Origin of the sequence: Chitinophaga sp. (assembly GCF_019236475.1) — a bacterium.
Taxonomy (GTDB): Bacteria; Bacteroidota; Bacteroidia; order Chitinophagales; family Chitinophagaceae; genus Chitinophaga.
This window is the reverse complement of the sequence record NZ_JAFAIX010000009.1, coordinates 43,261-69,679: the sequence shown is the minus strand read 5'-3', so window position 1 is coordinate 69,679 and position 26,419 is coordinate 43,261. Positions and strand designations below refer to the sequence as shown.

Below are 26,419 nucleotides of genomic sequence, written 5' to 3'. Positions count from 1 at the left end.
TTGCTGATGTCCTTATTAGACAATTACGGGGGCTCGATTGTTCATAACCTCTGCCCGCCCAAAAGATTCTATTATCCCCGAGCCTTATCAACCATTTTTTATTGTTCATCCGCTTTAATGTTCATTCTTATGAAAAGAACCATGATATGGCAATTCGCCATAGCCTTCCTGGCATTCATGCCATTTATTGCCAAGGCCCAACAAGAAGCCACTGTTACTGTAGAAGGGGAAACCAATGAACCCAAAGCCCCATTATTCAAAGGTGGTAAAGAGTACAAAAAGTGGTACCTCGGTATTAATGGCGGCGCAACCGCTCCTGTAGCTATTACTGGCGGCAGTAACGATTTTACCAAGTGGAAAGCCGATTTTGGTTACGGCGCCTATGTTCAGTACCAAATCCTCCATTTCTTCGGCCTACGGCTGGATTATATGGGCGGACAACTGAGAGGTACTAATGATAAGAATCTTGGTAATGGTATGCCTCCCAATAGTCCTTACCTGGAATTCAAAACCAAATTGAAATACACGGGTACATTTAGCGCCATCTTCAACATCACCACTGTTAACTGGCTCACCCGCCAGAATATAGCTACCCTCTATGCCACTGTGGGTGGAGGTTTGGCAGGTTACAGCCCTACCCTCACTTTAAGAAATGGTTCTACCGTGGATTACAAGCCAGGTGGCACCATCAGTGAATTGGTAATCCCCGTTGGCGCTGGGATTAAATTCAAACTCTCCGACCTCATTAACCTGGATTTGGGATACACCATGTACTACACAGATGGCGATAACCTTGATGGCTACTATTATGGTCCCAACAAGGATAAATTCTCCTATGGCCACGTGGGCCTGGAATTCGCCCTGGGTAAAAAAGGAAGACCTCAACTCCAGTTCCACAACCCGGCCAAACAAATGTACCAAGAACTGACAGCCGAAAATTTGGCCACACGTGCCAAACTGGACGCTGCCAATGCCGCTAATGCCAGGATGGCTGCCGATATGGCCATATTGACAAAAGATTCTGATGGTGATGGCGTATCCGACTTCTTCGATAAATGCCCGAATACACCTCCAGGCGTAAAAGTGGATGGAAGCGGTTGCCCACTCCCAGTGCCAGAAGCGCCAAAAGTGGAAGAAAAAGTAATCATCACAGAAGAAGACAGAGGTATTGTGAAAGAAGCTATCCGCAACCTCGAATTCGACTTTGCAAAAGCTTCGATCAAACCTGAATCCTATCCTTCTCTGGATAGAGTGGCCGAACTCCTCAAACGCAAAAATCTGAACCTTAAACTCTCAGGCCACACCGATAACGTAGGTAGCCTCAAACGGAATATGGAACTGTCTAAAGAAAGAGCAGAATCCGTTAAAAACTACCTCGTAGCTAAAGGGGTGCTGACAAATAAAATTGAAGCGGTGGGTTATGGTCCTACCCAACCTATCGCTTCCAATAAAACTGCCGCTGGCCGTCAGAAAAACCGCCGCGTAGAGTTTACGATCTTCTAATACAAGCTATATCAAAAATAAAAAGGGAAAGGACGTCTGCGACGTCCTTTCCCTTTTTATTTTTGGGGCTCTCCCAAAGCTCAGCGCAGCGTCACCGCCCGAAGGGCGAAACAAACCAAATCGACATCGAAGATGTCGATTTAAATATCGCAGATAACGATAATTATCATTATAAGTTGACATCTTCGATGTCAACTTGCGGAGTTCCGGGCTTCGCCCGGTTGCTACCGCAGGCATAGCGATTGTCCTGAAATGACTTTTTTGTCAGCTTCAGGCAGGAGTTTTTTTGTGCTGCTTGACCACCTTTTTATCTAGTATAAAAAATATTTATATGTTTTCGTGTATCCGGCACAGTTATTGTCTTTCCCGAATCCTCAAACAATAACATATCATGAAAAAACTTATTCTGTCCGGCGTTCTTGCAGTAGGAGCTTTACTGAGCGCACAAGCACAAAACATTAAGTTTGGTGTGAAAGGTGGTCTGAACATCACTAAACTCACCAATACAGACAATGCTAAAACCAAAGCTGGCTTTAATGTTGGTGGTTTCGTAAACATCGGCCTGAACAAAGAATGGGCTATTCAACCAGAGGTACTGTACTCAGGACAAGGTGTGAAAGTAAACAACCCAAGTCCTATTCCTGATGAAACTTTCAAAGCAGATTACATCAGCGTCCCTGTAATGGTGCAATACTCTATCGCTCCTAGCTTCTACCTGGAAGCGGGTCCACAGGTGAGTTTCCTGGCTAGCGCTAAAGACAAAATAGGCTCCAACACCTCCGACATGAAAAAATACATGGCTGGTGCTGATTTCGGCCTGGGTTTCGGTCTGGGTTACAAATTTGATTGTGGTGTAGGCGTATCCGGCAGATACATGTTCGGTATCACCGACGCTTTCAAAAGCGACTACTCTACCAACAGCAAAAACTCTGTTGCTCAAATCGGTCTGTTCTATGCTTTCTAATTGCTAAGCTCAACTTTAGACAAATTTATTCAAAGCCGCGGGGTACTATCCCGCGGCTTTATTATTCCATGGCCCACCAGAGCGGCACGTGTCTCCCTAACTTTACCCCCTATACGTATATAGCCCCTTTACGTACTTTGTGCACTTTGCTAGAAACAATTATCTTTGCTCTTCGCATTAATCATTTTCAGCATGAGTGTTGTTCAATCAATCAGAACGGCCGCAGTGGCCGCCATTAAATCACTTTACGACCAGCAGGTAACGGAAGCTGACATCTCTGTCAATATTACCAAACCTGAATTCGAAGGTGAATATACCATTGTCGTTTTCCCATTCACTAAATTCAGCCGACAAAAACCGGAAGAAACCGGCCAACGAATCGGTGAATACCTGCAAAACAATCACCAGGAGCTGATTTCCGGTTTCAATGTGGTAAAAGGTTTCTTGAACCTCGTTATTAACCACAGCTACTGGGCTGCTTTCCTGCAACAACAATACAGCAATACCAAATTTGGAATACAACCCGCCAATGGTAAAAAAGTCATGGTGGAATATTCCTCTCCCAATACGAACAAACCGCTGCACCTCGGTCACCTGCGCAATAACTTCCTAGGTTATTCTATCGCAGAAATCCTGAAGGCAAACGGTTTCGAAGTGATTAAAACCAACCTGGTCAACGACCGTGGTATCCATATTTGTAAATCCATGCTGGCTTGGCAGGAGTTCGCCCACGGCGATACCCCTCAATCCACTGGTATCAAAGGAGATCACCTCGTAGGCGACTACTATGTGAAGTTTGAATCTGTAGTGAAAGAACAGGCGGAACCTATCATCGACCGCGTGCTGGAACGCGATTTCCGCGACTTCAACCCCACTGAAATTGAAAAGTTGGAGAAACTGGTAACTGCACTCCACAAACCAGAAGTACAGGCCGATGAAGATAAAATAGGGAAAATTATGGGCGACATCAAAGAGATGTCCCGTAATAAAACGGAGATCATGTTGCAAGCCAAAATTATGCTGCAGCAATGGGAAGCCGGCAACCCTGAAGTACGCGAGCTGTGGAACAAAATGAACGGATGGGTATACGAAGGCTTCGATGTTACCTATAAAAAACTGGGCATTGACTTCGATAAAATGTACTACGAAAGCGAGACTTACCTCCTAGGTAAAGACCTGGTAGAAGACGGTTTGCGTAAAGGTGTACTCTTCAAAAAAGAAGATAACTCCGTATGGATCGACCTCACCGCTGATGGCCTGGATGAAAAACTCCTCCTCCGTGGTGACGGAACTTCTGTTTACATGACGCAGGACCTGGGTACTGCCCGCCTGAAATATGACGACTACCAAATGGATCAAAGCATCTATGTAGTAGCCGATGAACAGAATTATCACTTTAAAGTATTACAACTCATCCTCGAGAAATTGGGCGAGCCTTCTGCTCCTGGTATTTTCCACCTGAGCTATGGCATGGTGGAACTGCCACATGGTCGTATGAAGAGCCGTGAAGGTACCGTAGTGGATGCGGATGATATGATCGATGAAATGGTGAAAGCCGCGGAAGATAAGACCAAAGAACATATCACTAAAAAACTGTCCGACTTATCAGAAGGCGAACTGTATGAACTGTATGAGACCATCGGTCTTGGTGCGATGAAATTCTTCTTGCTGCGTGTAGATCCTAAGAAGAGAATGATCTTCAACCCGGAAGAATCTATTGACCTGAACGGCTTCACCGCCGCTTTCGTTCAATATGCACATGCACGTATCAAATCCATCCTGCGTGATCCGGGTAATGAAGATGCCGTAGCTGAGCTAAACAAGTATACCTACAACGGTACTTTGTTGCCAATGGAGAAAGAACTGATCTCCCTGAACGAGCAGTTCCCAGGTATTCTTGCAGATGCGCATAAGGAAATGAGCCCTTCTGTGATTGCTAATTATGCGTTCCAACTGGCACAAACCTTCAACTCTTTCTATGCAGAAAAAGCGGATGGCGTACCTACCTACTCCATCACGAAAGCGGAAAATGAAGAGAAGAAAAAACTGCGTCTGCAGATTATTCAGTTGACTGCCAATACCATTGCAAAAAGTATGCAACTGCTAGGTATTCGCGTACCTGAGCGTATGTAATAAAAATAAAACGCTGCGGACCGAAAGGTTCGCAGCGTTTAGCAGCTTGCAGCCACCGTGGCCAAACTGCCGAAGAAGATACCACAGTCATCAGCACAACGTAACAAGAGCTTGCCTTTCCTGTAAAACGTTGTTTGTAATCACTTCTCTACTGTGGCGAATAGCTTTATCTATATAACGTATATTCTTTGTCGTTAGTCTATTGATTAGGCATTTGCTGTGCCTGATCGCATAATTTCTCTCCCTTCTCTTTCTCACCTGCACCCATATACGATTTCCCCAACATAAACAGTGCAAAAGCATTGCCAGGTTCATGTTTCAACACTGCTGTCCAGGCATTTACTGCCGCTGGATAATTTGCTTTCCTGTAATTGGCATGCGCCAGGTTAAATAATACCTGTTCATTATCGGGCTGCAACTGGCTGGCTTTTGTCAGTAACTGAATACTTTTATCCAGTTGTCCGCATTGCATGGCAGCTACGCCTGCATGCAAACAGAATAGCGCCTGTTGATCGCATCCATACAGAGCAGCTTTATCAAAAGCCTTACTGGCAGCGGGAAAATCAGCATCATTAAAATACATCATTCCTAACTCGTACCAGCTTTCTGCGTGGGTACTATCTACTGCCAGCTCTTGCTGATAATAGTGTATGCTTTCGCGGTAGTTGCCCAACTGACCTTGTATTTGTGCCAGTTTTTGTAGCAGCAGTCCGTTGTCTGGATGCTCATTCACTGCATCCTGCAGCACTTCTAGGGCATTGTCGTACTGTTGAAGATGATAATAACTAAGTCCTATCACCTGCGTGGCAGCAGTGATTCCCAGTTGTTTTGCCCGAGAACTGTATTGCAAAGCCAGCTTATAGTCCTTACCTGCAAAGTAACTATCTCCCAGTTCACTATACGCAGCAGCGCAGGTAGTATCTGCCTGAATAGCCGCCAGAAAGCATTCGCGCGCAGCGAGTAGCTTTCCTGATTTCTTCAGGGCAAGACCTTCCCGTAATAGTTGTCGGGATTTATCATGTGATGTATTCCGATGGATCGCTGTGGCAGGCTGAATCCCCATCCATAGCAATAAGAATGGTATCAGCAGGTTTTTTCGACAGGATATCATGTCCGGCAGTTACGTATACCGACAAATATAAATAAATATTAATTTAATGATATTATTTTTTTGTTATATAGGAAGACACGGGTCAAATAGACAGCATGCTGCCGGAGAATGCAAGGGGGAGCAGGTCGTTTGCCTTTTCCACAATGTATACTTTACCACTAAGTCCACCCATAATCAGGCGGATAGGTTCTTGTTGGCGCATTTCTACTTCTGCCAGTGATTGCCTGCAGATGCCACAAGGAGATATAGGTTGTGAGCTATCTCCATTCAGGTTATGATAGCTAATAGCGATTGTTTCGATGGCTACATCCGGATAAACCGAAGCAGCTGCTGCCAGCGCAACTCTTTCTGCACAGAGGCCTACAGGAAAGGAGGCATTTTCCTGGTTGGAGCCAGCGATGATTTCGCCGTTAACGAGCCTTGCTACGGCTCCAACCTGGAAATGAGAATATGGTGCATACGCATGTTGCGTAACGTCACGAGCTTCATTGAGCAGCCATGCATCCGCATCTTCCAGTTCTTTGATATCATCATAAACTGAGAATTCGAATTGTTGCAGTTGTTTTGCCATGACTGTAATTTTTTTGGGTTATTTGATTGTTCTGAACAGTCGGCTCCAGCGGATACCACCTTCACCATAGCTCATCCAGATCATCCATGCCTTACCAACTACGTGATCTTCTGGAACAAAGCCCCAGTAGCGGGAATCGAGGGAGTTATTACGATTGTCTCCCATCATCCAATAGTAGTTCATTTTAAAGGTATAGCTGTCTGTCGCCTGACCGTTGATGATAAATTTACCATCTTTTCTTTCTAAGGTATTGCCTTCATACACGCGGATTACGCGGTCGTACAGGGCAATATTGCTATCGTCCAATTTAACGGTAGCGCCTTTTTTAGGAATGTATAAAGGACCAAAGTTTTCTTCTGTCCAATGGAAATGTGTTGTATCGTGTGGGAAGATATCGTTGTAATCGAAGTTGACATTGATATTTGCTTCTTCAAATACAACAAGACTTTTCACGACTGGGAACTGTTTCAATGCAGCCGCCTGCTCAGGAGTCAGGTTGTATACATAGTGACTGGCATCTATCGTAGCATCCGGACCAGTAATACCCATTTCTTCCATACGCGTTGGATTGAGGGCATCTCCGGTGGTTTCAATCATATAGCGATGTTGGCTACCAGCAGGTACAGGCGCAGCCTGACCATTGATGAATACTTGTCCGTGTACGATACGGATGGTATCACCAGCTTCTGCCATACAACGCTTAATATAGTTCTCCCTTTTATCTACTGGGCGATGAATAACTTTATAGTTGTTGTTTACTTCTGACCATCCAAACTGACGCACCATCCTGTAATAGCTTGGATCTGCGGCATCCAGCGCCACGGTATCTCCTTCTGGGAAGTTGAATACCACTACATCGTAGCGTTTTACGTCAGACAAACCAGGCAACCTGCGATATTTCCATTGCACCGCTTCTGAATAAGCAGGAGTGTTTTTGGTAAGAGGCATGGTATGGTGTACGAAAGGCACTGCCAGTGGGGTCATCGGAATACGGGGACCATAACTGATCTTGCTTACAAACAGGAAGTCGTTCACAAGAAGGGTTTTCTCCATGGAAGGAGTCGGAATAGTATAGGCCTCAAAAATAAAAGTGCGAATCAGTGTAGCGGCTATAATAGCGAATATACCAGCGTCCAGCCATTCCCGAGCCACAGACTTCTTTTTCTTGGGCTGCTTGTCCTTATTATTTTTCCAAAATGCCAGGTTCATTCAGTTAGGCTTAAGTTAAATGCTTAAAAAGGCAAATATAATATTCTGTCTTATCCTTCCATCTTTTATACGGGAAAACTTTCTTAAAAATACCTTAATGTTTAGCCCGAAATACTCTCCAGATGGATAATTCCATTATTAAAGATATTGAAAATAGTGTAAGAAGGGGTTATGAAGATGGTCAACACGCGACTATAACATGGTTTCAGCCAATATACGACTGATCTCTCCGGCCCTATTCATTACCATAAAATGGCCGCCATTACGGATAATATGAGTAGGGTGCACATGCTTTATCGGGAAGGGATGATCTTTATCTCCGTTAATATGCACCAAGTTTTCTGGTACGTACTCGTTCTGCCAGTGTAATATAACGTTGATGGCCCAACGGGTATAAGCATAATCCTTTTTTGAAAGGTATTCGCGTAGCAACTGTTTCTCTTCGGGCGACTGCGCATCCATGTAGCGTTCCACTACAAAACGTCGGTTCTGGAAGATGATGAAATCTGGCAGTTGGAGTAGATGTAGTCTCAATACCCAATCAAAATAACTAGGTTTTTCACTCGTATGCTTGATACTTGATATCAGGATATTTTGTTCAACGGGCCGGATCTTCGCTATTTCCAGGCTCATGATGCCGCCAAAAGAGAGACCGAGGATACTGACAGGACCATCAGCAGTTATGCTTTCTGCCATACGGGCTGCATAACTGCTGATAGACTCATTTGGCAATGGAGGAATCCAGGGCAGATGATGCAACTCATATTCCGCTGGGAAACGCAGATGTTGAAAGGCTCTTTCATCCGCTCCCAGTCCACTTATGAGGTACAAATGCTTTCTGGTCATTGCGATATTATCTTAAGAATTGACTTTTTTCTTATCACGATTTGGCACTACAAAATCATCCACATCTTCTGCGGTAATGGTTTTCCCGGAGAGGATAACCAGTCGCTCTACAACGTTTCTGAGTTCACGGATATTACCGGACCAGTTATGTTGTTGCAATGCTTTCATCGCGTCTTTATCGATTTGTTTGCGGGAGATACCATACTCATTACAAACCGCATCCAGGAAGTTATCTACCAATAATGGCACATCATCCCGACGATCGTTCAGGGAAGGCACGTGGATCAGGATTACGCTCAGACGGTGGTATAAGTCGAGGCGGAAATTCTTTTCTTCCACTTCGCGGAGCAGATCTTTGTTGGTAGCAGCCACTACGCGAACGTCTACACTGATTTCTTTATCGCCGCCTACACGGGTAATCTTACCTTCTTGGAGGGCGCGCAATACTTTTGCTTGGGCGCTGAGACTCATATCTCCGATTTCATCGAGGAAGAGGGTACCGCCGCTAGCTTGTTCGAATTTACCGATACGTTGTTTTACCGCAGAAGTAAAGGAACCTTTTTCGTGGCCGAACAGTTCACTTTCAATCAGTTCACTAGGGATAGCAGCACAGTTTACTTCCACCATAGGGCCAGCAGCGCGGCTGCTCAGCTCATGGAGCCAGCGGGCCACCAGTTCTTTACCCACCCCGTTTTCACCCGTGATGAGTACGCGGGCATCAGTAGGAGCTACTTTCTCCAGTGTTTCTTTTATTTTGAGAATGGGAGCAGACTCCCCTATCATTTCAGGCACTTTGTTCACCTTGCGACGTAATGTTTTGGTTTCAGTTACCAGGGTGGTTTTATCCATGGCATTACGCAATGTGATCAACAGGCGGTTCAGGTCTGGTGGTTTGGAGATATAATCATACGCGCCTTTTTTCACGGCATCCACTGCGGTATCGATGTTACCGTGTCCTGACACCATAATGATCGGAATATCAGGATTGATTTCCCTGGCTTTCTCCAGGAATTCCAATCCATCCATTTTTGGCATTTTGATATCGCACAGTACAGCATCGTACTGTTTATCTTTAAACATTTTAAAACCTTCTTGTCCATCTGCCGCCTCATCAACTTTATACCCTTCGTAACTTAAGATTTCCGTAAGGGTCTTACGGATGCTTTTTTCATCATCAATTATTAAAATGTTTGCCATAGTATGATTAAGTGTTAATTCACAGACGCCAAAAATAAGATTCTTACCCAAGAAACCGGTACAAAGAGTTGCTAAAATTGTTGCTAAACGCAGTTAAATATCAGAATTAGTCCACTACCTTTGTAGATTTATATGTAATTTTATTGTTAGATCACAGGCCGGACCCTGTAATTCCAAACCGCATATGAATGATTTTCTGGATGAATTGAAGCGGCGGCACCAATCGGCGGCGGCGAGCGCATTTCCCGCCACGGGAGCTGTCAATGACTTTGCCAACAACTTATTAAATTGGTTATTTCCCGAACATACTGGCCAGGTAATGGCAGATCCTGTAATGCTGGAGCAATATGGCCAGCAACTGGAGATACAACTCGAATTACTCCTGCAATCGATGCAGCATCAGTTACCTGATACAGCTTCGCAACTGAGTCGTCAGTTCATGCAGCAGGTGCCGGGTATGTATGAAGATTTGAAGAAAGACGCGGATGCTATTTTACAGGGAGATCCCGCGGCCACCTGCCTCTACGAGGTAATCCGGGCATATCCGGGCTTTTATGCGGTGGCATTCTACCGGATGGCACATATTCTCTGTAAGCTGCGGGTACCGCTTTTTCCAAGGATGATTACGGAGTTGGCACATAGCAAAACAGGTATTGATATTCACCCTGGGGCCGTTATTGCCCCTTGGTTCTGTATAGATCACGGTACAGGAGTGGTTATTGGTGAAACCACCGTGATTGGCCCACATGTGAAGTTATACCAGGGCGTGACCCTTGGCGCATTGAGTGTGGACAAAGAAATGGCGCATAGCAAGCGTCATCCTACTATTGAAGAGCATACTGTCATTTACGCAGGCGCCACTATATTGGGAGGTGATACCATAGTTGGGCATCACAGTATCATAGGTGGTAATGTGTGGCTGATAAGAAGTGTCGAGCCTTTCTCTCGTATATACTACAAAGCAGAACACAGATTAACAGAACTGTAATCATAAACCATGGCTACAATATTAGACTTGGTGGGCAATACCCCACTGGTAGAACTGAAAAAGATTTCTGCTAACCCCGCAGTTACCATTTACGGTAAACTGGAAGGCAATAATCCCGGTGGTAGTGTGAAAGACCGTGCCGCATACGGGATGATTAAAGGAGCACTGGACAGAGGCGAACTGAAACCAGGCATTAAGCTCATCGAAGCTACCAGTGGCAATACTGGTATTGCGCTGGCCATGATTGCCAATCTCTTTGGTATTGAGATAGAGCTGGTAATGCCCGCAGATGCCACCCTGGAAAGAGTACAAACCATGCAGGCATATGGGGCTAAAGTGATACTGACGCCTAAAGAGCAATCCATGGAAGGTTCCATTGATTATGCCAATGAGCAGGTGGCGAAAGGCGGTTATTTCATGTTGAATCAATTCGCCAATCCGGATAATTACATGATGCACTATAAGACCACTGGTCCTGAGATCTGGAAAGATACCCAGAGCAGGATTACGCATTTTATCAGTGCCATGGGGACGACAGGTACTATTATGGGTGTTTCTCGCTTTTTAAAGGAGCAAAATCCAGATATACAGATAGTAGGCTGTCAACCTACCGAAGGTTCTAAAATTCCAGGAATCCGCAAATGGTCGGAGGCTTATTTGCCGAAGATCTTTGACAGATCTAGGGTTGATCAGATCATGGATATTTCGGAAGCCGAAGCCCGTGAAATGACTAGGCGATTAGCCAAGGAGGAAGCCGTATTCTGTGGCATGAGTAGTGGCGGAGCAGTGGCCGCGGCGGCAAGATTGTCTAAGGAGCTGCGTAGTGGCGTATTGGTTTGTATTATTTGTGATCGGGGCGATAGGTATTTGAGTAGTGATTTATTTGCGTAATGACATATAAAGCAGCATAAATAAAAAAAGTCCGGTGCAAATGCGCCGGACTTTTTTTGTATAACGAAGTTGGAAATTACTTCTTCATGTACATCACTTCTTTCACCAGTTTCACGGTACGTTCCACATCAGGGAGGTACAGTTTCACCAGGTTTGGAGCGTAGTGCATAGGAGCATCTTGCGCAGTGATACGACGGATTGGAGCATCCAGGTAGTCGAATCCTTCTTTCTGGATACGGTAGGTAATTTCAGAAGAAACAGAAGCGAAAGGCCATTGTTCTTCCACGATTACCAGGCGGTTTGTTTTCTTAACTGATTCCAGGATGGTGAACCAGTCCAGTGGGCGGATGGTACGGAGGTCGATTACTTCGGCTTCGATCCCTTCTTTAGCCAGTTCTTCAGCGGCGCCCAGGGCTACTTTCATCATTTTGTTGAAAGAAACGATGGTAACGTCTTTACCTGCGCGTTTGATATCTGCTTTACCGATTGGAATGATATATTCTTCTTCAGGAACTTCGCCCATATCGCCATACATCTGCTCAGATTCCATGAAAACAACTGGATCGTCGTCGCGGATAGCGGCTTTCAGCAGACCTTTAGCATCGTAAGGGTTAGATACGGAGATTACTTTCAGGCCTGGGATATTGGCATAGTAGCTTTCGAAAGCAGTGGAGTGCTGAGCACCCAATTGACCTGCAGAACCGTTTGGTCCGCGGAAAACGATAGGGCAACCTACCTGGCCACCGCTCATTGCCAGCATTTTAGAGGCAGTATTGAGGATCTGATCCAGTGCGAGCACTGCGAAGTTCCAGGTCATGAACTCAACTACTGGGCGAAGACCGTTTTGTGCGGCACCAACGCCAATGGCAGCGAAACCGAGTTCAGCGATCGGCGTGTCGATAACACGTTTAGGTCCAAACTCATCCAGCATTCCCTGGCTCACTTTGTAAGCACCATTATATTCGGCTACTTCCTCCCCCATAAGGAAAACCCGTTCATCACGGCGAAATTCCTCCTGCAGGGCTTCTCTTAAGGCTTGTCTGAAAGCTATCTGACGCATGCTAATCTTAATAAAGTTTGAAAGTTTAATTGCCTAGTTTTCTTTTAGGCAGGGCAAAAATATCGTTTGTTGGCGAAAAAGCAAAGGAAAAAAAACCAGACAACATAAAGTATAATATTTATATATTTATATTTTGATATTTAAATATATTTCACATCCTGATGAAATGATTACCATTACAATCCTTGGTATATCCTACTTGGCTGCGCTTTCCATCCGTATTAAGAATGTAAAAGCGCCTGTATTGCGGCTGTTGACTTGGAACCTCCATATCATTTTGCTAGCATTGGCTGTTATCAGCCTGATATTGTCTTTAAACGGTTATGGGTTCAAAGGGGCCCAGACGGAGCGGGTGATTTTCTCTTTGTATGCAGGCACCGGATTGGTCCTCTACGGCCTCTCCAAGCCTGAAATTAACGCTCGCTATTATTACCTGGCCGGTTTATTTGCTTTGCCCTTTGTGTTAGTATTTGGGCTTATAATACCCGTTGTGCGCACCTATGTGCTGATGCTAGCGCTCACGCTCTATTCCGATAGCGAGTTCCAACGCTACAAAATAGATGACGACTATGCCATTCAGACCAAAACCATGGGTATCATGTCTCGCTATCCTGTTTACAGCATGATAGAGGACAAATACGGGGTTTTCGAAAAAATAACTCCAGGGGTCATTGATCCGCAGGCATTTCCAGCAGCGATTCGCCTCACTAAAAAAGGCGCCGATAGTGTAAGGATTCAGTTTATTAAGAGTGGTACAATGAAGACTGGCGGTACAAACAGTATAGATACGGTGATGGCTTTGAAACAGGGATATTTGCAATAATAAAAGGGAAATGGGTAAAGATGTTTTTACTTATGACCTATCGTACGACCGGATGAATTCAAGACTGTTTGGAATAAATAACATATCAATACAGTCCCGGTTCCTGATACAAACCTGATTACGGGTCTGGTCTTTGAAACGTGAACCAGGATAGATCTCCTTTCCCGCGACAATCCATTTTCTTACGGAATCGTATGGCATCAATCCAAATGATTCATTGAGTTGATGTAAATATTCAATAGCTGCACCTTCTAAAATTTCTTGGATATTGTCATCCTGGGTAGGAAAAACATAACCCATTTTAGTCGCTATGTTTACAAGGTTATCGAAACATAATTTCGCCACTTCCTGACACTGTGGATCTTCTAAATCCAGGCAATGTCCAAGGTGCATCATGCCACCTATAACTGTCATTTTATTTTCCTGATCCTCGACGTCTGGTCTGGGCTGCCTGACTTCACAAAAGTAAATGCCCTTACCAAGGCGGTAATCATCATCTGTCAACGGAAGGTCTACTTTTCCGCTGGCTACATTGCGAGCTAATGCAGCATCGCATTCTTGAAATCCAATCATTGTTTTGCTTTGCATTCGTTTAAAAGATTAAAAGGTTTAGTAAAATCGGCGTTTTCATCCCAAATACCTGCTGCTACAAGATCCATCAATCCATGTGACGGATCTGCTTCCAACTCCTCTGCTTTTTTACGCAGGAATGCAAGGAGTTTTTCTTGATTCTTTTTTTTTGTTGCTGCCCAATTAGTAAAGCCTGATGGATTCACAACTACTTCAAGTGATTTAACCATATGCTAATTTTTTTAGTATGACTCGAAAATAGATCAAATATCAATCTCACCATAATTATTTTTGTTAATCATTTGTGATTATAATTCAATTATTTATATGACATTTCAAGCATCAAAATGAGAATATAATTATCATTTTAAGAAACAAAAAAACCTGCCGTAACAGGTTTTACTTTTGGCTGATTATGTTTCCATTTTACGACCGCTGCCCAATAACCTGTCCCTTGACCAAATCAGTCACGATCAACTTCAATCCAGAAATACTGGTGTCAATAACATCCAATCGTTTTTTAAAGTCGTGGTCCATCTCATTAATCCTGTTTCCTAATCCTTTAAAATCCTTCTTCATTCCATCAAATCCGCGATCCATTAGCTGATACTCCTGTTCAAACTTGTTGTCTATGGATATTAGTTCCTCTCTAAAATCTTTCAAATTTTTATTCAGCCCTTTAAGATTAGTCGCTATTTCCTCAAAGCGAGTATCCATTCCTTTTAAGGCAGCTAAAATTTCTTGCATCTGTTCATCCGACATGTAACGTAATTTTTTGGGTTAATAATCAATTTTATCATTCAAAATTAGCGCGCTTTCCCCTTGGAAAATCAGCACAAAAGTTAATCTAATGTTATTGTATATTAATTATTTATACATTATTTAATTGATTAAATAATTATCATTCTGATTATAGCTGACACAAAAAGGACGCCTCCATTATTTTTGAGACGCCCTGTTACTTTTGACTAAATCCATTCATTTTACTGCATCTACAGTATTTTATCCATAGCCTCCTGCTGCATTTTGCCAAACTCGGTCAAGATTGTTTTTACACCTGAAAAACTTTGGTCAATAACCTTAAATCGTGCTTCAATCTTCCTGTCCATCACAGTTAACTTATTCCTTAATCCTTTGAAATCTTCCTTCATGGTATCAAATCTACCTTCCAGAAGATAAAACCTCTGTTCGAATTTGATGTCCATGGAAATTAGCCTTTGTTCAAGATCTTTCCCTTGTTTGTTCAAGCCTCTGACTTGATTATCCAAGCCTTTAACTTGATTGCCCAAGCTTTCAAAATTAGTCTCCAAAACATGGAGTCGATCATCAACTTTGTGGAGCCGATTATCTACTCCTTCGAGTCGTTTATCTACTCCTTCGAGTCGATTTTCTACTCTTTCAAGTCGATTATCCATTCCTTCAAGCCGACCATCCATTCCTTTCAAAGCAGCTAAAATTACTTGCATCTGATCATCTGACATGTAATTGCATTTTTGGGTTAAAAAAATGAATCTTATCATCCAAAATTAGCGAGCTTTACCTCTCAAAAATCAGTAGAAAAGTTAATCAAATGTTATTGAAGATTAATAATTTATACATTATAAAATTGATACAATAATTATCATTTTGATCAGATTTGACACAAAAAAAAGCCTGTCTTTTCAGACAGGCTTACAAATAAAATATTATGGCAGTTGTTATACTCGTTCAATGATGATCGCACTAGCGCCACCACCACCATTACAAATACCTGCTACTCCGTAGCGCGCATTCTCCTGGTGTAAAATGGAATTCAAGGTAACTACGATCCTAGCACCACTGCATCCAATCGGATGCCCCATAGACACCGCACCACCCCATACATTCACTTTCTCCATAGGCAAGCCCAGATCTTTGGCATTCGCAATAGGTACACAACTGAATGCTTCATTTACCTCTGCAAAATCCATGTCTGTAATCTTCAGACCTGCTTTATGCAATGCATTATTGATCGCTTTTACCGGCGTAGTGGTAAACCACTCAGGCGCCTGAGACGCATCTGCAAAACTTACGATCTTAGCCAGTGGCTTCAATCCCAGCTCCTTCAGCTTCTCGCCGCTCACCAGTAATACCGCCGCTGCACCATCATTCAGATTGGAGGCATTGGCCGCAGTAATGGTACCATCTTTCTGGAAGGTAGGCTTCAGGGAAGGGATCTTATCGAAAATTACTTTCTTGTAGTCTTCATCTTCCGAAACAGTTACTACTTGTTTGCCTGGAATCTCTACTGGCAGGACTTCTGATTTGTAGTGACCTTTTTCCCAAGCTGCCGCAGCACGTTTGTAACTCTGAATAGCATAGGCGTCCTGGTCTTCACGGGTGATGTGATATTCGCTCGCGCAGATTTCTGCGGCATTACCCATATGGAAATCCTTGTAAGGGTCCCAGAGGCCATCGCGAATAATACCATCGGTAATAGCGCCATGTCCCAGTTTGTAACCGTTGCGGGCTTTATCCAGGTAATAAGGCACCTGACTCATGTTTTCCATACCGCCGGCTACCACCACGTCGTTATCGCCGAGCATAATGCTCTGCGCACCCAACATAATGGCTTTCATACCGGAAGCACATACCTTGTTGACAGTAGTAGTAGGAACTGTATTAGGAAGACCTGCACCCAGACTCGCCTGGGTAGCTGGCGCCTGCCCCAAGTTGGCACTGATCACATTCCCCATATACACTTCGTTTACCTGATCCGCCGCTACTCCAGCCCTTTCCAGAGCCGCCTTGATGACGATAGAACCCAGTTTGGTTGCAGCAATTCCAGACAGCCCACCGTTAAATGAACCTATTGGTGTACGAACAGCAGATACTATAAATACTTCTTTCATCTGATAAAAGATTGTTTGGCTTATGATAATCTCCAAATATAACGAAAAGGAAGGGAATGAATGCTCACTGGGATTTTTAGCGTATGTTTGTAGATGTATTTGGAAAGAACGTGATTTCTCAGAACACCATACAGCAGATTCTCAGCCGCATAGATATTGTGGAAATAGTAGGTTCGTTTGTGAAACTCAAAAAGCGCGGCGCCAATTATTTAGGCAACTGCCCTTTTCACAACGAAAAGACTCCCAGCTTCACCGTATCTCCCAGCAAGGAAATCTATAAATGCTTCGGTTGCGGCGCCTCTGGCAACGCGATCAGCTTTGTCATGGAGCATGAGAAATACTCCTATGTGGAAGCCCTCCGCTGGCTGGCGCAAAAATATCAAATCGATGTAGAGGAAACGGAAGTAAGTCCCGAACTCCGCCAATACCAGCAACTGGCCGATAGTCTTTACATTATCAACGGCTTCGCCAAAGAATACTTCACCGATACCCTCTTCCACTCAGAGGAAGGCCAGAATGTAGGCCTCTCCTACTTCGAAGAACGCGGATTCACGGAAGAGACTATACGTAAATTCCAACTCGGTTACTGCCTGAATACCCGTGATTCATTTGTCAAAACGGCAACGGCAAAAGGCTATAACCTGGAATACCTCCAGAAAACAGGCCTGGTAACCATCCGCAATGAACAACCTGCGGATAATTACCGCGGACGTGTCATCTTCCCTATCCATAACCAATCGGGAAAAGTACTCGGATTTGGCGCCCGTATCCTCGTTAAATCTGATAAGGCGCCTAAGTATATCAACTCCCCGGAGAATGAGATATACGTGAAGAGTCGCGTGCTATACGGTACTTACTTCGCCAGACATGCTATTGATAAACTCAATGAATGTCTGCTCGTAGAGGGCTATACGGACGTTATTTCCCTGCACCAAGCAGGCGTAGAAAACGTGGTAGCCTCCAGCGGTACCTCCCTGACGCAGGATCAGCTTCGCCTGATAAAGAAATACACCAACAACCTCACTATCATCTACGACGGTGATGCTGCCGGTGTGAAGGCTGCCCTCCGTGGTCTGGACATGGCCATTGAAGAAGGCCTTAACGTGAAGCTGGTATTGCTCCCTGAAAAAGAAGACCCGGATAGCTATGTGCAACGCATTGGCGCTACCGCATTCCGTGAGTTTATTGAGGAGAATAAAAAAGACTTCGTTCTCTTTAAACTGGAGATTAGTCTCCGTGATGCCGGCAATGATAGCGTAAAGAAATCACAGCTCGTAAATGAAATCGCGGAAACCATTTCCAAGATTGATAAAGCGGAAGATTTCACTCGTCAGCAGGACTATATCCGCCAATGTAGCCAGCTCCTGAAAATCGATGAACAGGGACTGATTACGCTGGTCAATAAATATATCCGCGAGCGACTCGTAAAAAGAGAACAACAGTATAATAAGAATAACCCGGCTCCGCCAGACGATGCGCTCTCCGATGAGGCTATTGCAGCCATGGAAGCGGCAGAAGCAGCCTATGGATCAGATAACCTCTTTAACCCTGATGAAAAGCAGGAAAGAGAACTGGTGAAAATATTGCTGCGATTTGGCGATCGGCCATTCAGCGAGGAAGCACAGAATACAGTAGCGGATTACGTCTTCCATCTTCCCTATGATTTTGAATCATTGGTCGATAGTGAACTGGTTAAACGTATCCTCCGGGAATACAAACGCATCTACGATGAGGGTACTATTCCGGATAAAAAACAGTTCCTGTATCATGAAGATCAAGACTTAGCCAAAAGTATTGCCCTTATTATCGAAGATAAAGAGGCTGACCTAAGCGTTAACTGGAAGGAGAGATTTGAAATTGATACGGTTTATGGAGACGTAGCCTATCTGAAAGACACTATTTCCACTAGTAACTATCTCATATTGCGGAAGATCAAGAAGATGATTATTGAGAATCAGCAGGAAGCTGCTACGCTGAGCGATATAGAGGAGTTGAAACGCTGTATGGAATTACACCAGCACCTGAAACAACTCGAAAAAGAGCTGACCCAGGGGCTGGGTACGGTTATCTTTAAATAATCCCTGATTACTTAATTTTTTCCCAAATCTGGAAGGAGAAAGGATATTGATTTCTTTCATCCGCTTCATGGCGCTCATCACTTACCAATTCCCATTTATTTCCATCTATTTCCGGGAAAAACGCATCGCCAGGAACTACGGCATAGACGCGGGTCATGTAGATTCTATCTGTGATATCCATTGCTTGTTCGAAGATCTCGCCACCACCGGTGATGAATACTTCCTGCACATCATAGGTTTTGGCGCGATCCAGGCCGGCTTGGAGGGAATCCACGACGATGGTCCCTACTGGCGCATAATCCATCTGACGTGTAATCACAATATTAGGACGGTTAGGCAAAGGCTTACCTAATGACTCAAAGGTTTTACGACCCATCACAATGGGTTTGCCAGTGGTCGTGTCTTTAAAATATTTCATGTCGTCCGCAATTCGCCAAGGTAATTGGCCATTGATACCAATGGCATTATTCTCGGAAGCGGCCACTATAATGGAAACTGTTTTCATAAGATTTGCTTAAACTGCTACTGGTGCTTTGATCGCTGGGTGAAACTGATAGTTCTGCAGTTCAAAATCCTCATAATTGAAGGCAAAAATATCTTTTACTGCCGGGTTGATTTTCATCACTGGCAATGGATATGGCTGACGGCTTAATTGCAGTTTGGCCTGTTCCATATGATTGCTGTACAGGTGAACATCTCCGAAGGTATGTACAAAATCGCCGGGCTCCAGGTCGCATACCTGTGCTACCATCATGGTCAGAAGCGCATAGGAAGCGATGTTGAAAGGAACGCCCAGGAATACATCCGCGCTGCGCTGATAGAGCTGACAGCTCAGTTTTCCACGGGTTTCGCCTTTGGAGGTATCTGGAGGTGTGACATAAAACTGGAAAAGGCAGTGGCAAGGACTGAGCTTCATATCTGGCAGATCCCCTACATTCCATGCATTCACGATAATACGACGGGAATCAGGGTTCTTCTTGATGGTGTTCACGGCATCCGTGATTTGATCTATCACACGGCCATCGCGGGTTTCCCAGCTACGCCATTGTTTACCATAAACAGGTCCGAGGTTACCGTTGGCATCCGCCCACTCGTCCCATATACTCACGCCATGTTCTTTCAGGTAAGCAATGTTCGTGTCTCCCTTTAAAAACCAAAGGAGCTCATATATAATGGATTTCAGATGCAACTTTTTGGTGGTCACCAGGGGAAAGCCATCTTGCAAATTGAAACGCATCTGGTAACCAAACACGCTGGTGGTACCGGTTCCGGTACGATCTGACTTTACAACTCCATCCTTAATAATATGCTGTAATAATGAAAGGTACTGCTCCATAATTCGGGCAAGATACGAAGTTTTAAAAAATACCGGGAACCTCAGATAGTTATATGAACGGAAGCTGACAATGCAAAAAGAATATAAAGAAAATACTTCAAATAAAAAAAGTCGATTTTCTCGGCAATTTTCGTAGACTGCCAAATATTTTTTTAGACAGGATTTTCCCCAACTTGACGACTATACGAAGATATTTTGCCAGGTGACCAGACAACGTAGTTAATGCCAGCAAAAGAGTAGCAAAATGATTGGCTTAACCTGCATCCCAACATCCATTATTGAATAGAGGCAGACCGGATTCTCAAAAAACCAAAATCGAATAAAACCTAAAAAACACAAGAAAAACTAAGCTGCTTTTGAACCCGATCACCATAGGTGGTCCCATTTTACATATTTATCAACTCCATTTATTATGCTTCTATCCAGATTCACCTTTCTGGTGTTGTTACTCGTATGCTGTATTGTGAGCTATGCCCAGCAGCCTATTACGGGTAAAACACAAGATGCCGCCAACGGACGCCCTATTCCGGGTGTTACCATTCGCATTCCTAACAGTACTCGTGGTACCGTGTCAGATGCAGAAGGAAAATTCAGCATTATGACCACCTCCTCCAACACCACGCTGGTATTCAGTTTCACCGGTTACAAAACCAAAACAGTAGCCGTCAATCAGAGTAGCGGTCCGCTTACCATTTCCATGGAAGAAGACTTCGCCAAGCTAGATGAAATAGTGGTAACAGGGATGGCCACTACCGTAAAAAGAAGAAACTTGGCCAATGCGGTAGCCACTATTTCTTCAAAAGAATTGACCGGCGTAGCTCCTGCGCAAACCTTCGATGCCGCCCTCAGTGGCAAGGTGCCTGGTGCATTGATTACGGCCAACTCCGGCGCTCCCGGTGGTGGTATTTCTGTAAAACTGCGTGGTATCACCTCCATTTTCGGAAACTCTCAGCCACTGTTCATTGTGGATGGTGTGTTCTTCAACAACAGCAGTATTCCTGCAGCCCTCAATGATGTAACTGGAGCCGCTACCGCGGGAAATCCACAAAACCAAGACAATCCTTCCAGTCGTATCGCGGACCTTAATCCCAACGACATTGAAAACGTTGAAATCCTCAAAGGCGCTTCTGCTGCTGCACTCTATGGTGCTAAAGCCGCTGCCGGCGTAGTGATCATTACTACCAAAAAAGGTAAAAGCGGTAGAACAAATATCAGTTTCAACCAGGAAACAGGCTTAGTGAAAGCCCGCCATCTAATGGGCGTACGCGCCTTCACTGCCGAAACAGCCGCAGACCTGGCCGGTTCCGCTAGCAGCACCGATCCGGATGTTATTAGTGCAAGGGCATGGTATAAATACAAGTTTCAACAAGCGCAGGCTGCTGGAAAAATATTTGATTATGAGAAAGAAATGTTTGGGGAGACAGGGTTAGTGCTGAATACCAATATTTCTGTTAGCGGCGGTTCTGATAAAACCACTTTCTTTGTATCTGGCAATCGTCGTAAAGAGGACGGTATCATCAAGAATACTGGCTATCTCAACAACTCCATACGCCTCAATGTAGATCATAAAATTTCTGACCGTGTATCCATCGGCGTTACTACGAATTACATCAATTCATCAGCGGACAGAGGTCTCACTAACAACGACAACAACGGCGTTACTTATGGTGTTGCCCTCTCCTCTACGCCCGGCTGGATTGACATACATCCAAATGCACAAGGAGAATATCCGGTAGATTCCTTTGCGGCCTCCAACCCACTACAAACAAGAGACAGGGCTATTAACAATGAAACTACCAATCGCTTTGTAGGCGGCGGTAACCTGGATGCCATTTTCCAACAGAGCAAAACCAGTACTACAAAAGTAATTCTACGTGGTGGCGTGGATTTCTTCAATTTCAAAACCATAGGGCTTTTCCCTCGCGACTTACAGTTTGAAAAGAATAGCCAATTAGGTCACTCCATACAGGGGATGAGTAATAACCTGAATACCAACTTCGCTGGATTCTTGGTGAATACTTTCAATCCCAATAATAATCTGACATTATCCAGTACCCTCGGTGCTACTTATGAAACTGGGTATTTTGAGAATATCACCACGGTAGCTACCAATATCATTACGGATCAAAGTAATGTGGATCAAAGCGCCAATGCTACTACCAGACAATTCCGTATGAAATACCGGGATAATGGTATTTTCCTCCAGGAAGATCTGACGCTTATAGACGCGATCACCCTCAGTGGTGGCGTGCGTTTCGACCGTTCCACCAATAATGGCGACTACAAAAAATACTATGTATTCCCTAAAGCTGCCGCCTCTTGGAATATTTCTAAAATGTCTTTCTGGCATTCAGACGTGATCGACAACCTCAAGCTGCGCGCAGCTTACGGCCAATCCGGTAACGTCCCTCCCTACGGCAGTAAATTCATCTCCCTGTTGCCCAGCAATATCAATTCCTACCCTGGTATTCTGCTAGACAACCTGAGAGGAAATCCTGATATCAAACCAGAAAGACAAACAGAGATGGAAATGGGGGTTGACTTCAGTATTTTGAAAGGTCGTATCAGTGTGGAAGCTTCCTATTACAACAAGAAAATCTATGACCTGCTGTTGCGTCATACACTCCCTGCCTCCAATGGTTATGTGAGTGAGTGGAAAAATAGTGGCGACCTTCGTAACCGCGGTATAGAGCTGGGTATTACTGCCATTCCAGTAAATTCACCAAAGGTGAAATGGACAACGAATATCAACTGGTGGAAGAACAAAGCAGTAGTTACCAAATTGACCATTCCTCCATTTGCTATTGGTTCATTCGGTAACTCACTGGGTACTTTCTACCTGGAAGAAGGACAACCTGCCACACAGATTAAGGGTTCAGTAGGCGGTTCTCTCAAACTGCTGGGCAACGCGGAACCCGACTTTCAGACCAGTTGGTTCAACGAAGTTACTTTCCTGAAAAACTTCTCTTTCCGCTTGCTGTTGCACTGGAAGAAAGGAGGCGATAATATCAACCTCACCCAGTTATTAACAGATCTTGGCGCCACCTCAGCGGATTATGATGATATCATCAATGGAAAAAAAGCCGGCGTGTACAGACCTAGTGCAGGAGACGCTTCCATCTGGGTACAGGATGCTTCGTATATACGTATACGTGAGATCGGTCTTTACTATAACATTCCGCTTACCAATGTGAAACATATCAGAGGAATCAGACTGGGTGTCTCTGCAAATAATTTCTTCACCTGGACCAAATATAAAGGTTATGATCCGGAAGTTTCCAACTTCGGAAGCAACACCATGTCTACTGCGCAAAGTCGCGGTAGTAACGGTCTTTCCACTGGTGTAGACGTTATGCCATATCCTGCATCTAAAAGAGCGAGTTTCCATTTGGGCATCGACTTCTGATTCTTCAACAGACAAAACTTATTCACATGAAAAAGTATCATCAATATATACAACTCGCTGTACTGGCCGGCATTATGCTAGTATGCCATGCTTGTCAGAAAGGAGAGATCCTTAATTTGAATACGCCTACGGATGCTATTGTGCTCAATCCGAGTAAAGCCGATTTGAATAACCTCGTATCCGGTGTGGAATCAGGTATGAGAAGAGACGCGGGTACCTACCTGGACGATGTAAGTATCATTGGCAGAGAGATATATAGGTTCTCCAATTCAGAGCCTCGTTGGGTAACAGATATGCTCACCAGTGGCTTGGATAACAATACTTTTTACCTGACCAATCCCTGGGCATCTAGATACCTGGTTATCCGTCAATGCTGGCTTATCCTGCAAGGAGCAGCCAACTGTAAATCCATCACAGATGCAGAACGCAAGGGATATACCGGATTTGCAAAAACAATCATCGGATATCAGTTGCTGTTAAATCTTAATCTGACCGATGTAAATGGGGTACGCATTCCTACCGCAGATCCTACCTATATTGGCCCAGTAATCAAAGATCCGGGACAGGTTCAGGATTCCATCCTGAAATACCTGGCAGATGGGGCGGCAGACTTAAGCGGATCATCCGTGATCTTCTCGCTGTCTACCGGTTTTACTGGCTTCAAAGATGCCGCAGGATTGACGAAATTCAATCGCGCACTGGCAGCCCGTGTAGATGCTTATCGTAAAAACTGGGCGAATGTGCTCACAGACCTGAACGGTTCCTTTATGGACTTCAGTGGTAAATTCAGTACAGGCGTATATCATTTCTTCTCCACTGGCGGTGGCGACCAGGTAAACCCTAACTTCATCGCCCTCAATCAGACAGGAGAAGTAAGAGCAGTACATCCTAGTTTTGCCACGGATATGATGGCCGGTGATGATCGTATCTCTAAAGCCCCATTACGTAACGCCACTGTGAGCCAATCAGGCCTCAGCAGCAACCGTGATCTCTATATTTGGACCGCCCTGGACGCTCCTATTTCTATCATTCGCAATGAGGAATTGATATTACTATATGCTGAAGCCAAGATCCAACTAGGCCTCTTTCCTGATGCGCAGGTGGCATTGAATACAATCAGAACAGGGCACAACCTGCCTCCTTATGGCGGTGCAAATACAACTGCCGCTTTGCTGAATGAATTGTTATACCAGCGCAGGTATTCCTTGCTGGGAGAAGGTCATCGCTGGATTGACTTGAGAAGGTACGGCCGACTGGGAGATTTGCCTATTGACAGGCCTAATGATAAGGTTTGGCCTAACTTCCCGCTGCCACAAACAGAAGTAAATATTTAAAGATTTTCACGCATAGCATTTTAATCTGGAGAAGCATAAAAAAGGGCTGGCCATTCATTTGGTCAGCCCTTTGCACTGTATTTACAAGATTATAATCCTCTACGTTTCATTTCTTTTCTGATCAGTCCCAGTTCACGGCCCATTTGACCGGCAATAGAAGTATTTTCCTGTGCACGGCGAATCAGGTAAGGCATTACATCCTTCACTGGACCATAAGGCAGGTATTTGGATACATTATAACCAGCATGTGCCAGGTTGAAAGTAATGTTATCGCTCATACCCAGCAATTGAGAGAAGCTAATGTGTTCATGGTTATGCGCGAAACCTTTCTCATGGAGAATACGGGCAGCCTGCATGCAGCTATTTTCATTGTGTGTACCGATAAACAGCCCCAGTTTATCCAGGTTTTCCAAGCAGAAGCTAACCGCTGCATCGTAGTCTTTATCAGTGGCCGCTTTGCTAGGCTGGATAGGTGTTGGATAACCCTTTTCAGCCGCACGTTTGTTTTCTTTTTCCATGTAAGCGCCGCGTACCAGTTTAGCGCCAAGCAAGTAGCCTTCTTTTTGCGCTTTGGTGAGGGACACTTTCAGGAACTCCAGTCTATCATGACGATACATCTGGAAAGTATTGAAGATGATCACATTCTTTTTATTGAACAGCGACATCATTTCATCTGTCAGGTCATCCACTGGCTGTTGAATCCAGGATTCTTCCGCATCTACGAGGATACCTACATTATTTTTGGCAGCAGCATCGGCGATGGCGAGCACACGTTTGCGTACTCTTTCAAACTCTTGTTGCTCTTCCGGAGTGAGTTTCTCACCGCTATGGATTTTTTCCAGGAGGCTGAAACGAGCAAAACCGGTGATTTTAATAGCGATGAATGGAATATCTGGGCGAGAAGCAGCATATTGGATAGCGCGTACAAACTCAGGTACTGCATGGTCGTAGTTTTCCTCTCCTTCCATGGCTTCAACACCGTAATCCAGGGCTACTCCCACATGGTAGTTACCAAGCTGCAACGCAGTGTGGGCTGCTTCTTCCAGTGTTTCCCCTCCACAGAATTGGGAGAAAATGGTATTTTTAATAATTCCTTTAATAGGTAATCGCAGTTTAAATGCGATGGGAGTAAACGTGGCGCCCAGTTTAACTAACCAAGGTTTCCCAATGTTACTAAAGAGAAAGTTGGCTTTTTTCAAGGCTTTGTCGGTCTTTGCCTCAAATGCAATAGCCGTATTATCGAATGATAAAGGTAGCTGCTTTTCCATGGGCCGCAAAGTTAGGGTGGACGGACAACTCCAACAAAAAACATTGAGCGATTGAAACATCTTTTTAACAGCATTAACGGATATTGTCGATTGCTTGTTAGAAATTGGAAAAGTCACGCTTCCGACTGCTATTAAATTTGATTACTTTTAGATCTTTTCTTTTGTATACAAAATTCCCGGTATATGCTATTTAATTATGATACCAAAAAAATACTGGTTTTTTCTCGTTTGCTATCGGTAGGATGCTGCATGGCCTTCCTG

The 26,419-nt window shown here is 44.3% G+C and carries 23 protein-coding genes; 9 read left to right on the top strand and 14 right to left on the bottom strand.

From position 1 onward, the window contains the following. Nucleotides 1–129: 129 nt before the first annotated feature. The 3 genes from JO154_RS11480 to argS all read left to right on the top strand — a co-directional run bounded on the left by JO154_RS11480 (nucleotide 130) and on the right by argS (nucleotide 4,600). Complete coding sequence (locus JO154_RS11480; protein ID WP_291945436.1) at nucleotides 130–1,503, top strand: OmpA family protein; 1,374 nt, start codon at nucleotides 130–132, stop codon at nucleotides 1,501–1,503. A gap of 391 nt (nucleotides 1,504–1,894) precedes the next feature. Continuing rightward, nucleotides 1,895–2,467: a porin family protein gene (locus JO154_RS11475; protein ID WP_291945433.1), complete on the top strand. Its 573-nt coding sequence runs from the start codon at nucleotides 1,895–1,897 to the stop codon at nucleotides 2,465–2,467. Nucleotides 2,468–2,659: 192 nt separating this feature from the next. After that, nucleotides 2,660–4,600 carry an arginine--tRNA ligase gene (gene argS, locus JO154_RS11470; protein WP_291945430.1) on the top strand — a complete coding sequence of 647 codons (1,941 nt, stop codon included), beginning with the start codon at nucleotides 2,660–2,662 and terminating at the stop codon, nucleotides 4,598–4,600. A gap of 199 nt (nucleotides 4,601–4,799) precedes the next feature. Here argS and JO154_RS11465 read toward each other — a convergent pair whose 3' ends face one another. From JO154_RS11465 to JO154_RS11445, 5 genes are all read right to left on the bottom strand, one after another. Next, nucleotides 4,800–5,711, bottom strand: a complete 912-nt coding sequence (locus JO154_RS11465; protein WP_291945427.1) for a tetratricopeptide repeat protein — start codon at nucleotides 5,709–5,711, stop codon at nucleotides 4,800–4,802. Nucleotides 5,712–5,793: 82 nt separating this feature from the next. Beyond that, nucleotides 5,794–6,282, bottom strand: coding sequence for a cytidine deaminase (locus JO154_RS11460; RefSeq protein ID WP_291945425.1), 489 nt, complete (start codon nucleotides 6,280–6,282; stop codon nucleotides 5,794–5,796). An 18-nt stretch (nucleotides 6,283–6,300) separates the two neighbouring features. Continuing rightward, a complete protein-coding gene (gene lepB / locus JO154_RS11455) occupies nucleotides 6,301–7,491 on the bottom strand; it encodes a signal peptidase I (protein WP_291945422.1) in 1,191 nt (396 codons plus the stop codon). A 192-nt stretch (nucleotides 7,492–7,683) separates the two neighbouring features. After that, nucleotides 7,684–8,337: an alpha/beta fold hydrolase gene (locus JO154_RS11450; protein WP_291945419.1), complete on the bottom strand. Its 654-nt coding sequence runs from the start codon at nucleotides 8,335–8,337 to the stop codon at nucleotides 7,684–7,686. A gap of 12 nt (nucleotides 8,338–8,349) precedes the next feature. Further along, nucleotides 8,350–9,534 (bottom strand): sigma-54 dependent transcriptional regulator, encoded by a 1,185-nt coding sequence (locus tag JO154_RS11445; RefSeq protein ID WP_291945416.1) that lies wholly within the window; start codon nucleotides 9,532–9,534, stop codon nucleotides 8,350–8,352. Nucleotides 9,535–9,718: 184 nt separating this feature from the next. Between JO154_RS11445 and JO154_RS11440 the strand changes: the two genes are divergently transcribed. Further along, nucleotides 9,719–10,522: a serine O-acetyltransferase gene (locus JO154_RS11440; RefSeq protein ID WP_291945413.1), complete on the top strand. Its 804-nt coding sequence runs from the start codon at nucleotides 9,719–9,721 to the stop codon at nucleotides 10,520–10,522. Between the two features lie 9 nt (nucleotides 10,523–10,531). Next, complete coding sequence (gene cysM / locus JO154_RS11435; protein ID WP_291945411.1) at nucleotides 10,532–11,413, top strand: cysteine synthase CysM; 882 nt, start codon at nucleotides 10,532–10,534, stop codon at nucleotides 11,411–11,413. 76 nt (nucleotides 11,414–11,489) lie between these two features. Here the strand turns inward: cysM and JO154_RS11430 are convergent, their stop codons facing one another. Beyond that, nucleotides 11,490–12,473 carry a pyruvate dehydrogenase complex E1 component subunit beta gene (locus JO154_RS11430; RefSeq protein ID WP_199074001.1) on the bottom strand — a complete coding sequence of 328 codons (984 nt, stop codon included), beginning with the start codon at nucleotides 12,471–12,473 and terminating at the stop codon, nucleotides 11,490–11,492. 166 nt (nucleotides 12,474–12,639) lie between these two features. On the opposite strand from JO154_RS11430, the gene JO154_RS11425 reads away from it, so the two are divergent. After that, nucleotides 12,640–13,296: a hypothetical protein gene (locus tag JO154_RS11425; protein ID WP_291945407.1), complete on the top strand. Its 657-nt coding sequence runs from the start codon at nucleotides 12,640–12,642 to the stop codon at nucleotides 13,294–13,296. A gap of 30 nt (nucleotides 13,297–13,326) precedes the next feature. Here JO154_RS11425 and JO154_RS11420 read toward each other — a convergent pair whose 3' ends face one another. The 5 genes from JO154_RS11420 to JO154_RS11400 form a co-directional block, all read right to left on the bottom strand. Further along, nucleotides 13,327–13,884, bottom strand: coding sequence for a hypothetical protein (locus JO154_RS11420; protein ID WP_291945406.1), 558 nt, complete (start codon nucleotides 13,882–13,884; stop codon nucleotides 13,327–13,329). Further along, nucleotides 13,866–14,096, bottom strand: coding sequence for a hypothetical protein (locus tag JO154_RS11415; protein WP_291945404.1), 231 nt, complete (start codon nucleotides 14,094–14,096; stop codon nucleotides 13,866–13,868). The genes JO154_RS11420 and JO154_RS11415 overlap by 19 nt, the downstream gene beginning before the upstream one ends. Nucleotides 14,097–14,292: 196 nt before the next feature. Beyond that, nucleotides 14,293–14,628, bottom strand: coding sequence for a hypothetical protein (locus tag JO154_RS11410; protein ID WP_291945401.1), 336 nt, complete (start codon nucleotides 14,626–14,628; stop codon nucleotides 14,293–14,295). Between the two features lie 230 nt (nucleotides 14,629–14,858). Next, entirely contained in the window at nucleotides 14,859–15,347 is a 489-nt protein-coding gene (locus JO154_RS11405) for a hypothetical protein (RefSeq protein ID WP_291945398.1), read from the bottom strand. 216 nt (nucleotides 15,348–15,563) lie between these two features. Continuing rightward, nucleotides 15,564–16,736, bottom strand: coding sequence for an acetyl-CoA C-acyltransferase (locus tag JO154_RS11400; protein WP_291945395.1), 1,173 nt, complete (start codon nucleotides 16,734–16,736; stop codon nucleotides 15,564–15,566). Between the two features lie 83 nt (nucleotides 16,737–16,819). On the opposite strand from JO154_RS11400, the gene dnaG reads away from it, so the two are divergent. Beyond that, on the top strand, nucleotides 16,820–18,814 hold the full coding sequence (gene dnaG / locus JO154_RS11395; protein ID WP_291945392.1) for a DNA primase: 1,995 nt from the start codon (nucleotides 16,820–16,822) through the stop codon (nucleotides 18,812–18,814). A gap of 7 nt (nucleotides 18,815–18,821) precedes the next feature. On the opposite strand, the gene JO154_RS11390 is transcribed toward dnaG, so the two are convergent. Both JO154_RS11390 and JO154_RS11385 read right to left on the bottom strand, forming a co-directional pair. Beyond that, the gene (locus JO154_RS11390; protein ID WP_291945388.1) at nucleotides 18,822–19,319 is read right to left on the bottom strand and encodes a dihydrofolate reductase; all 498 of its coding nucleotides are present in this window, start codon (nucleotides 19,317–19,319) and stop codon (nucleotides 18,822–18,824) included. A 9-nt stretch (nucleotides 19,320–19,328) separates the two neighbouring features. After that, on the bottom strand, nucleotides 19,329–20,150 hold the full coding sequence (locus JO154_RS11385) for a thymidylate synthase (RefSeq protein WP_291945386.1): 822 nt from the start codon (nucleotides 20,148–20,150) through the stop codon (nucleotides 19,329–19,331). Between the two features lie 412 nt (nucleotides 20,151–20,562). Between JO154_RS11385 and JO154_RS11380 the strand changes: the two genes are divergently transcribed. Together JO154_RS11380 and JO154_RS11375 are read left to right on the top strand one after the other, a co-directional pair. Then, nucleotides 20,563–23,556 carry a SusC/RagA family TonB-linked outer membrane protein gene (locus JO154_RS11380; protein ID WP_291945383.1) on the top strand — a complete coding sequence of 998 codons (2,994 nt, stop codon included), beginning with the start codon at nucleotides 20,563–20,565 and terminating at the stop codon, nucleotides 23,554–23,556. A 26-nt stretch (nucleotides 23,557–23,582) separates the two neighbouring features. Beyond that, on the top strand, nucleotides 23,583–24,890 hold the full coding sequence (locus JO154_RS11375) for a RagB/SusD family nutrient uptake outer membrane protein (protein ID WP_291945380.1): 1,308 nt from the start codon (nucleotides 23,583–23,585) through the stop codon (nucleotides 24,888–24,890). Nucleotides 24,891–24,979: 89 nt separating this feature from the next. Here the strand turns inward: JO154_RS11375 and JO154_RS11370 are convergent, their stop codons facing one another. After that, nucleotides 24,980–26,158 carry a proline dehydrogenase family protein gene (locus tag JO154_RS11370; RefSeq protein WP_291945377.1) on the bottom strand — a complete coding sequence of 393 codons (1,179 nt, stop codon included), beginning with the start codon at nucleotides 26,156–26,158 and terminating at the stop codon, nucleotides 24,980–24,982. Nucleotides 26,159–26,419 lie beyond the last annotated feature (261 nt).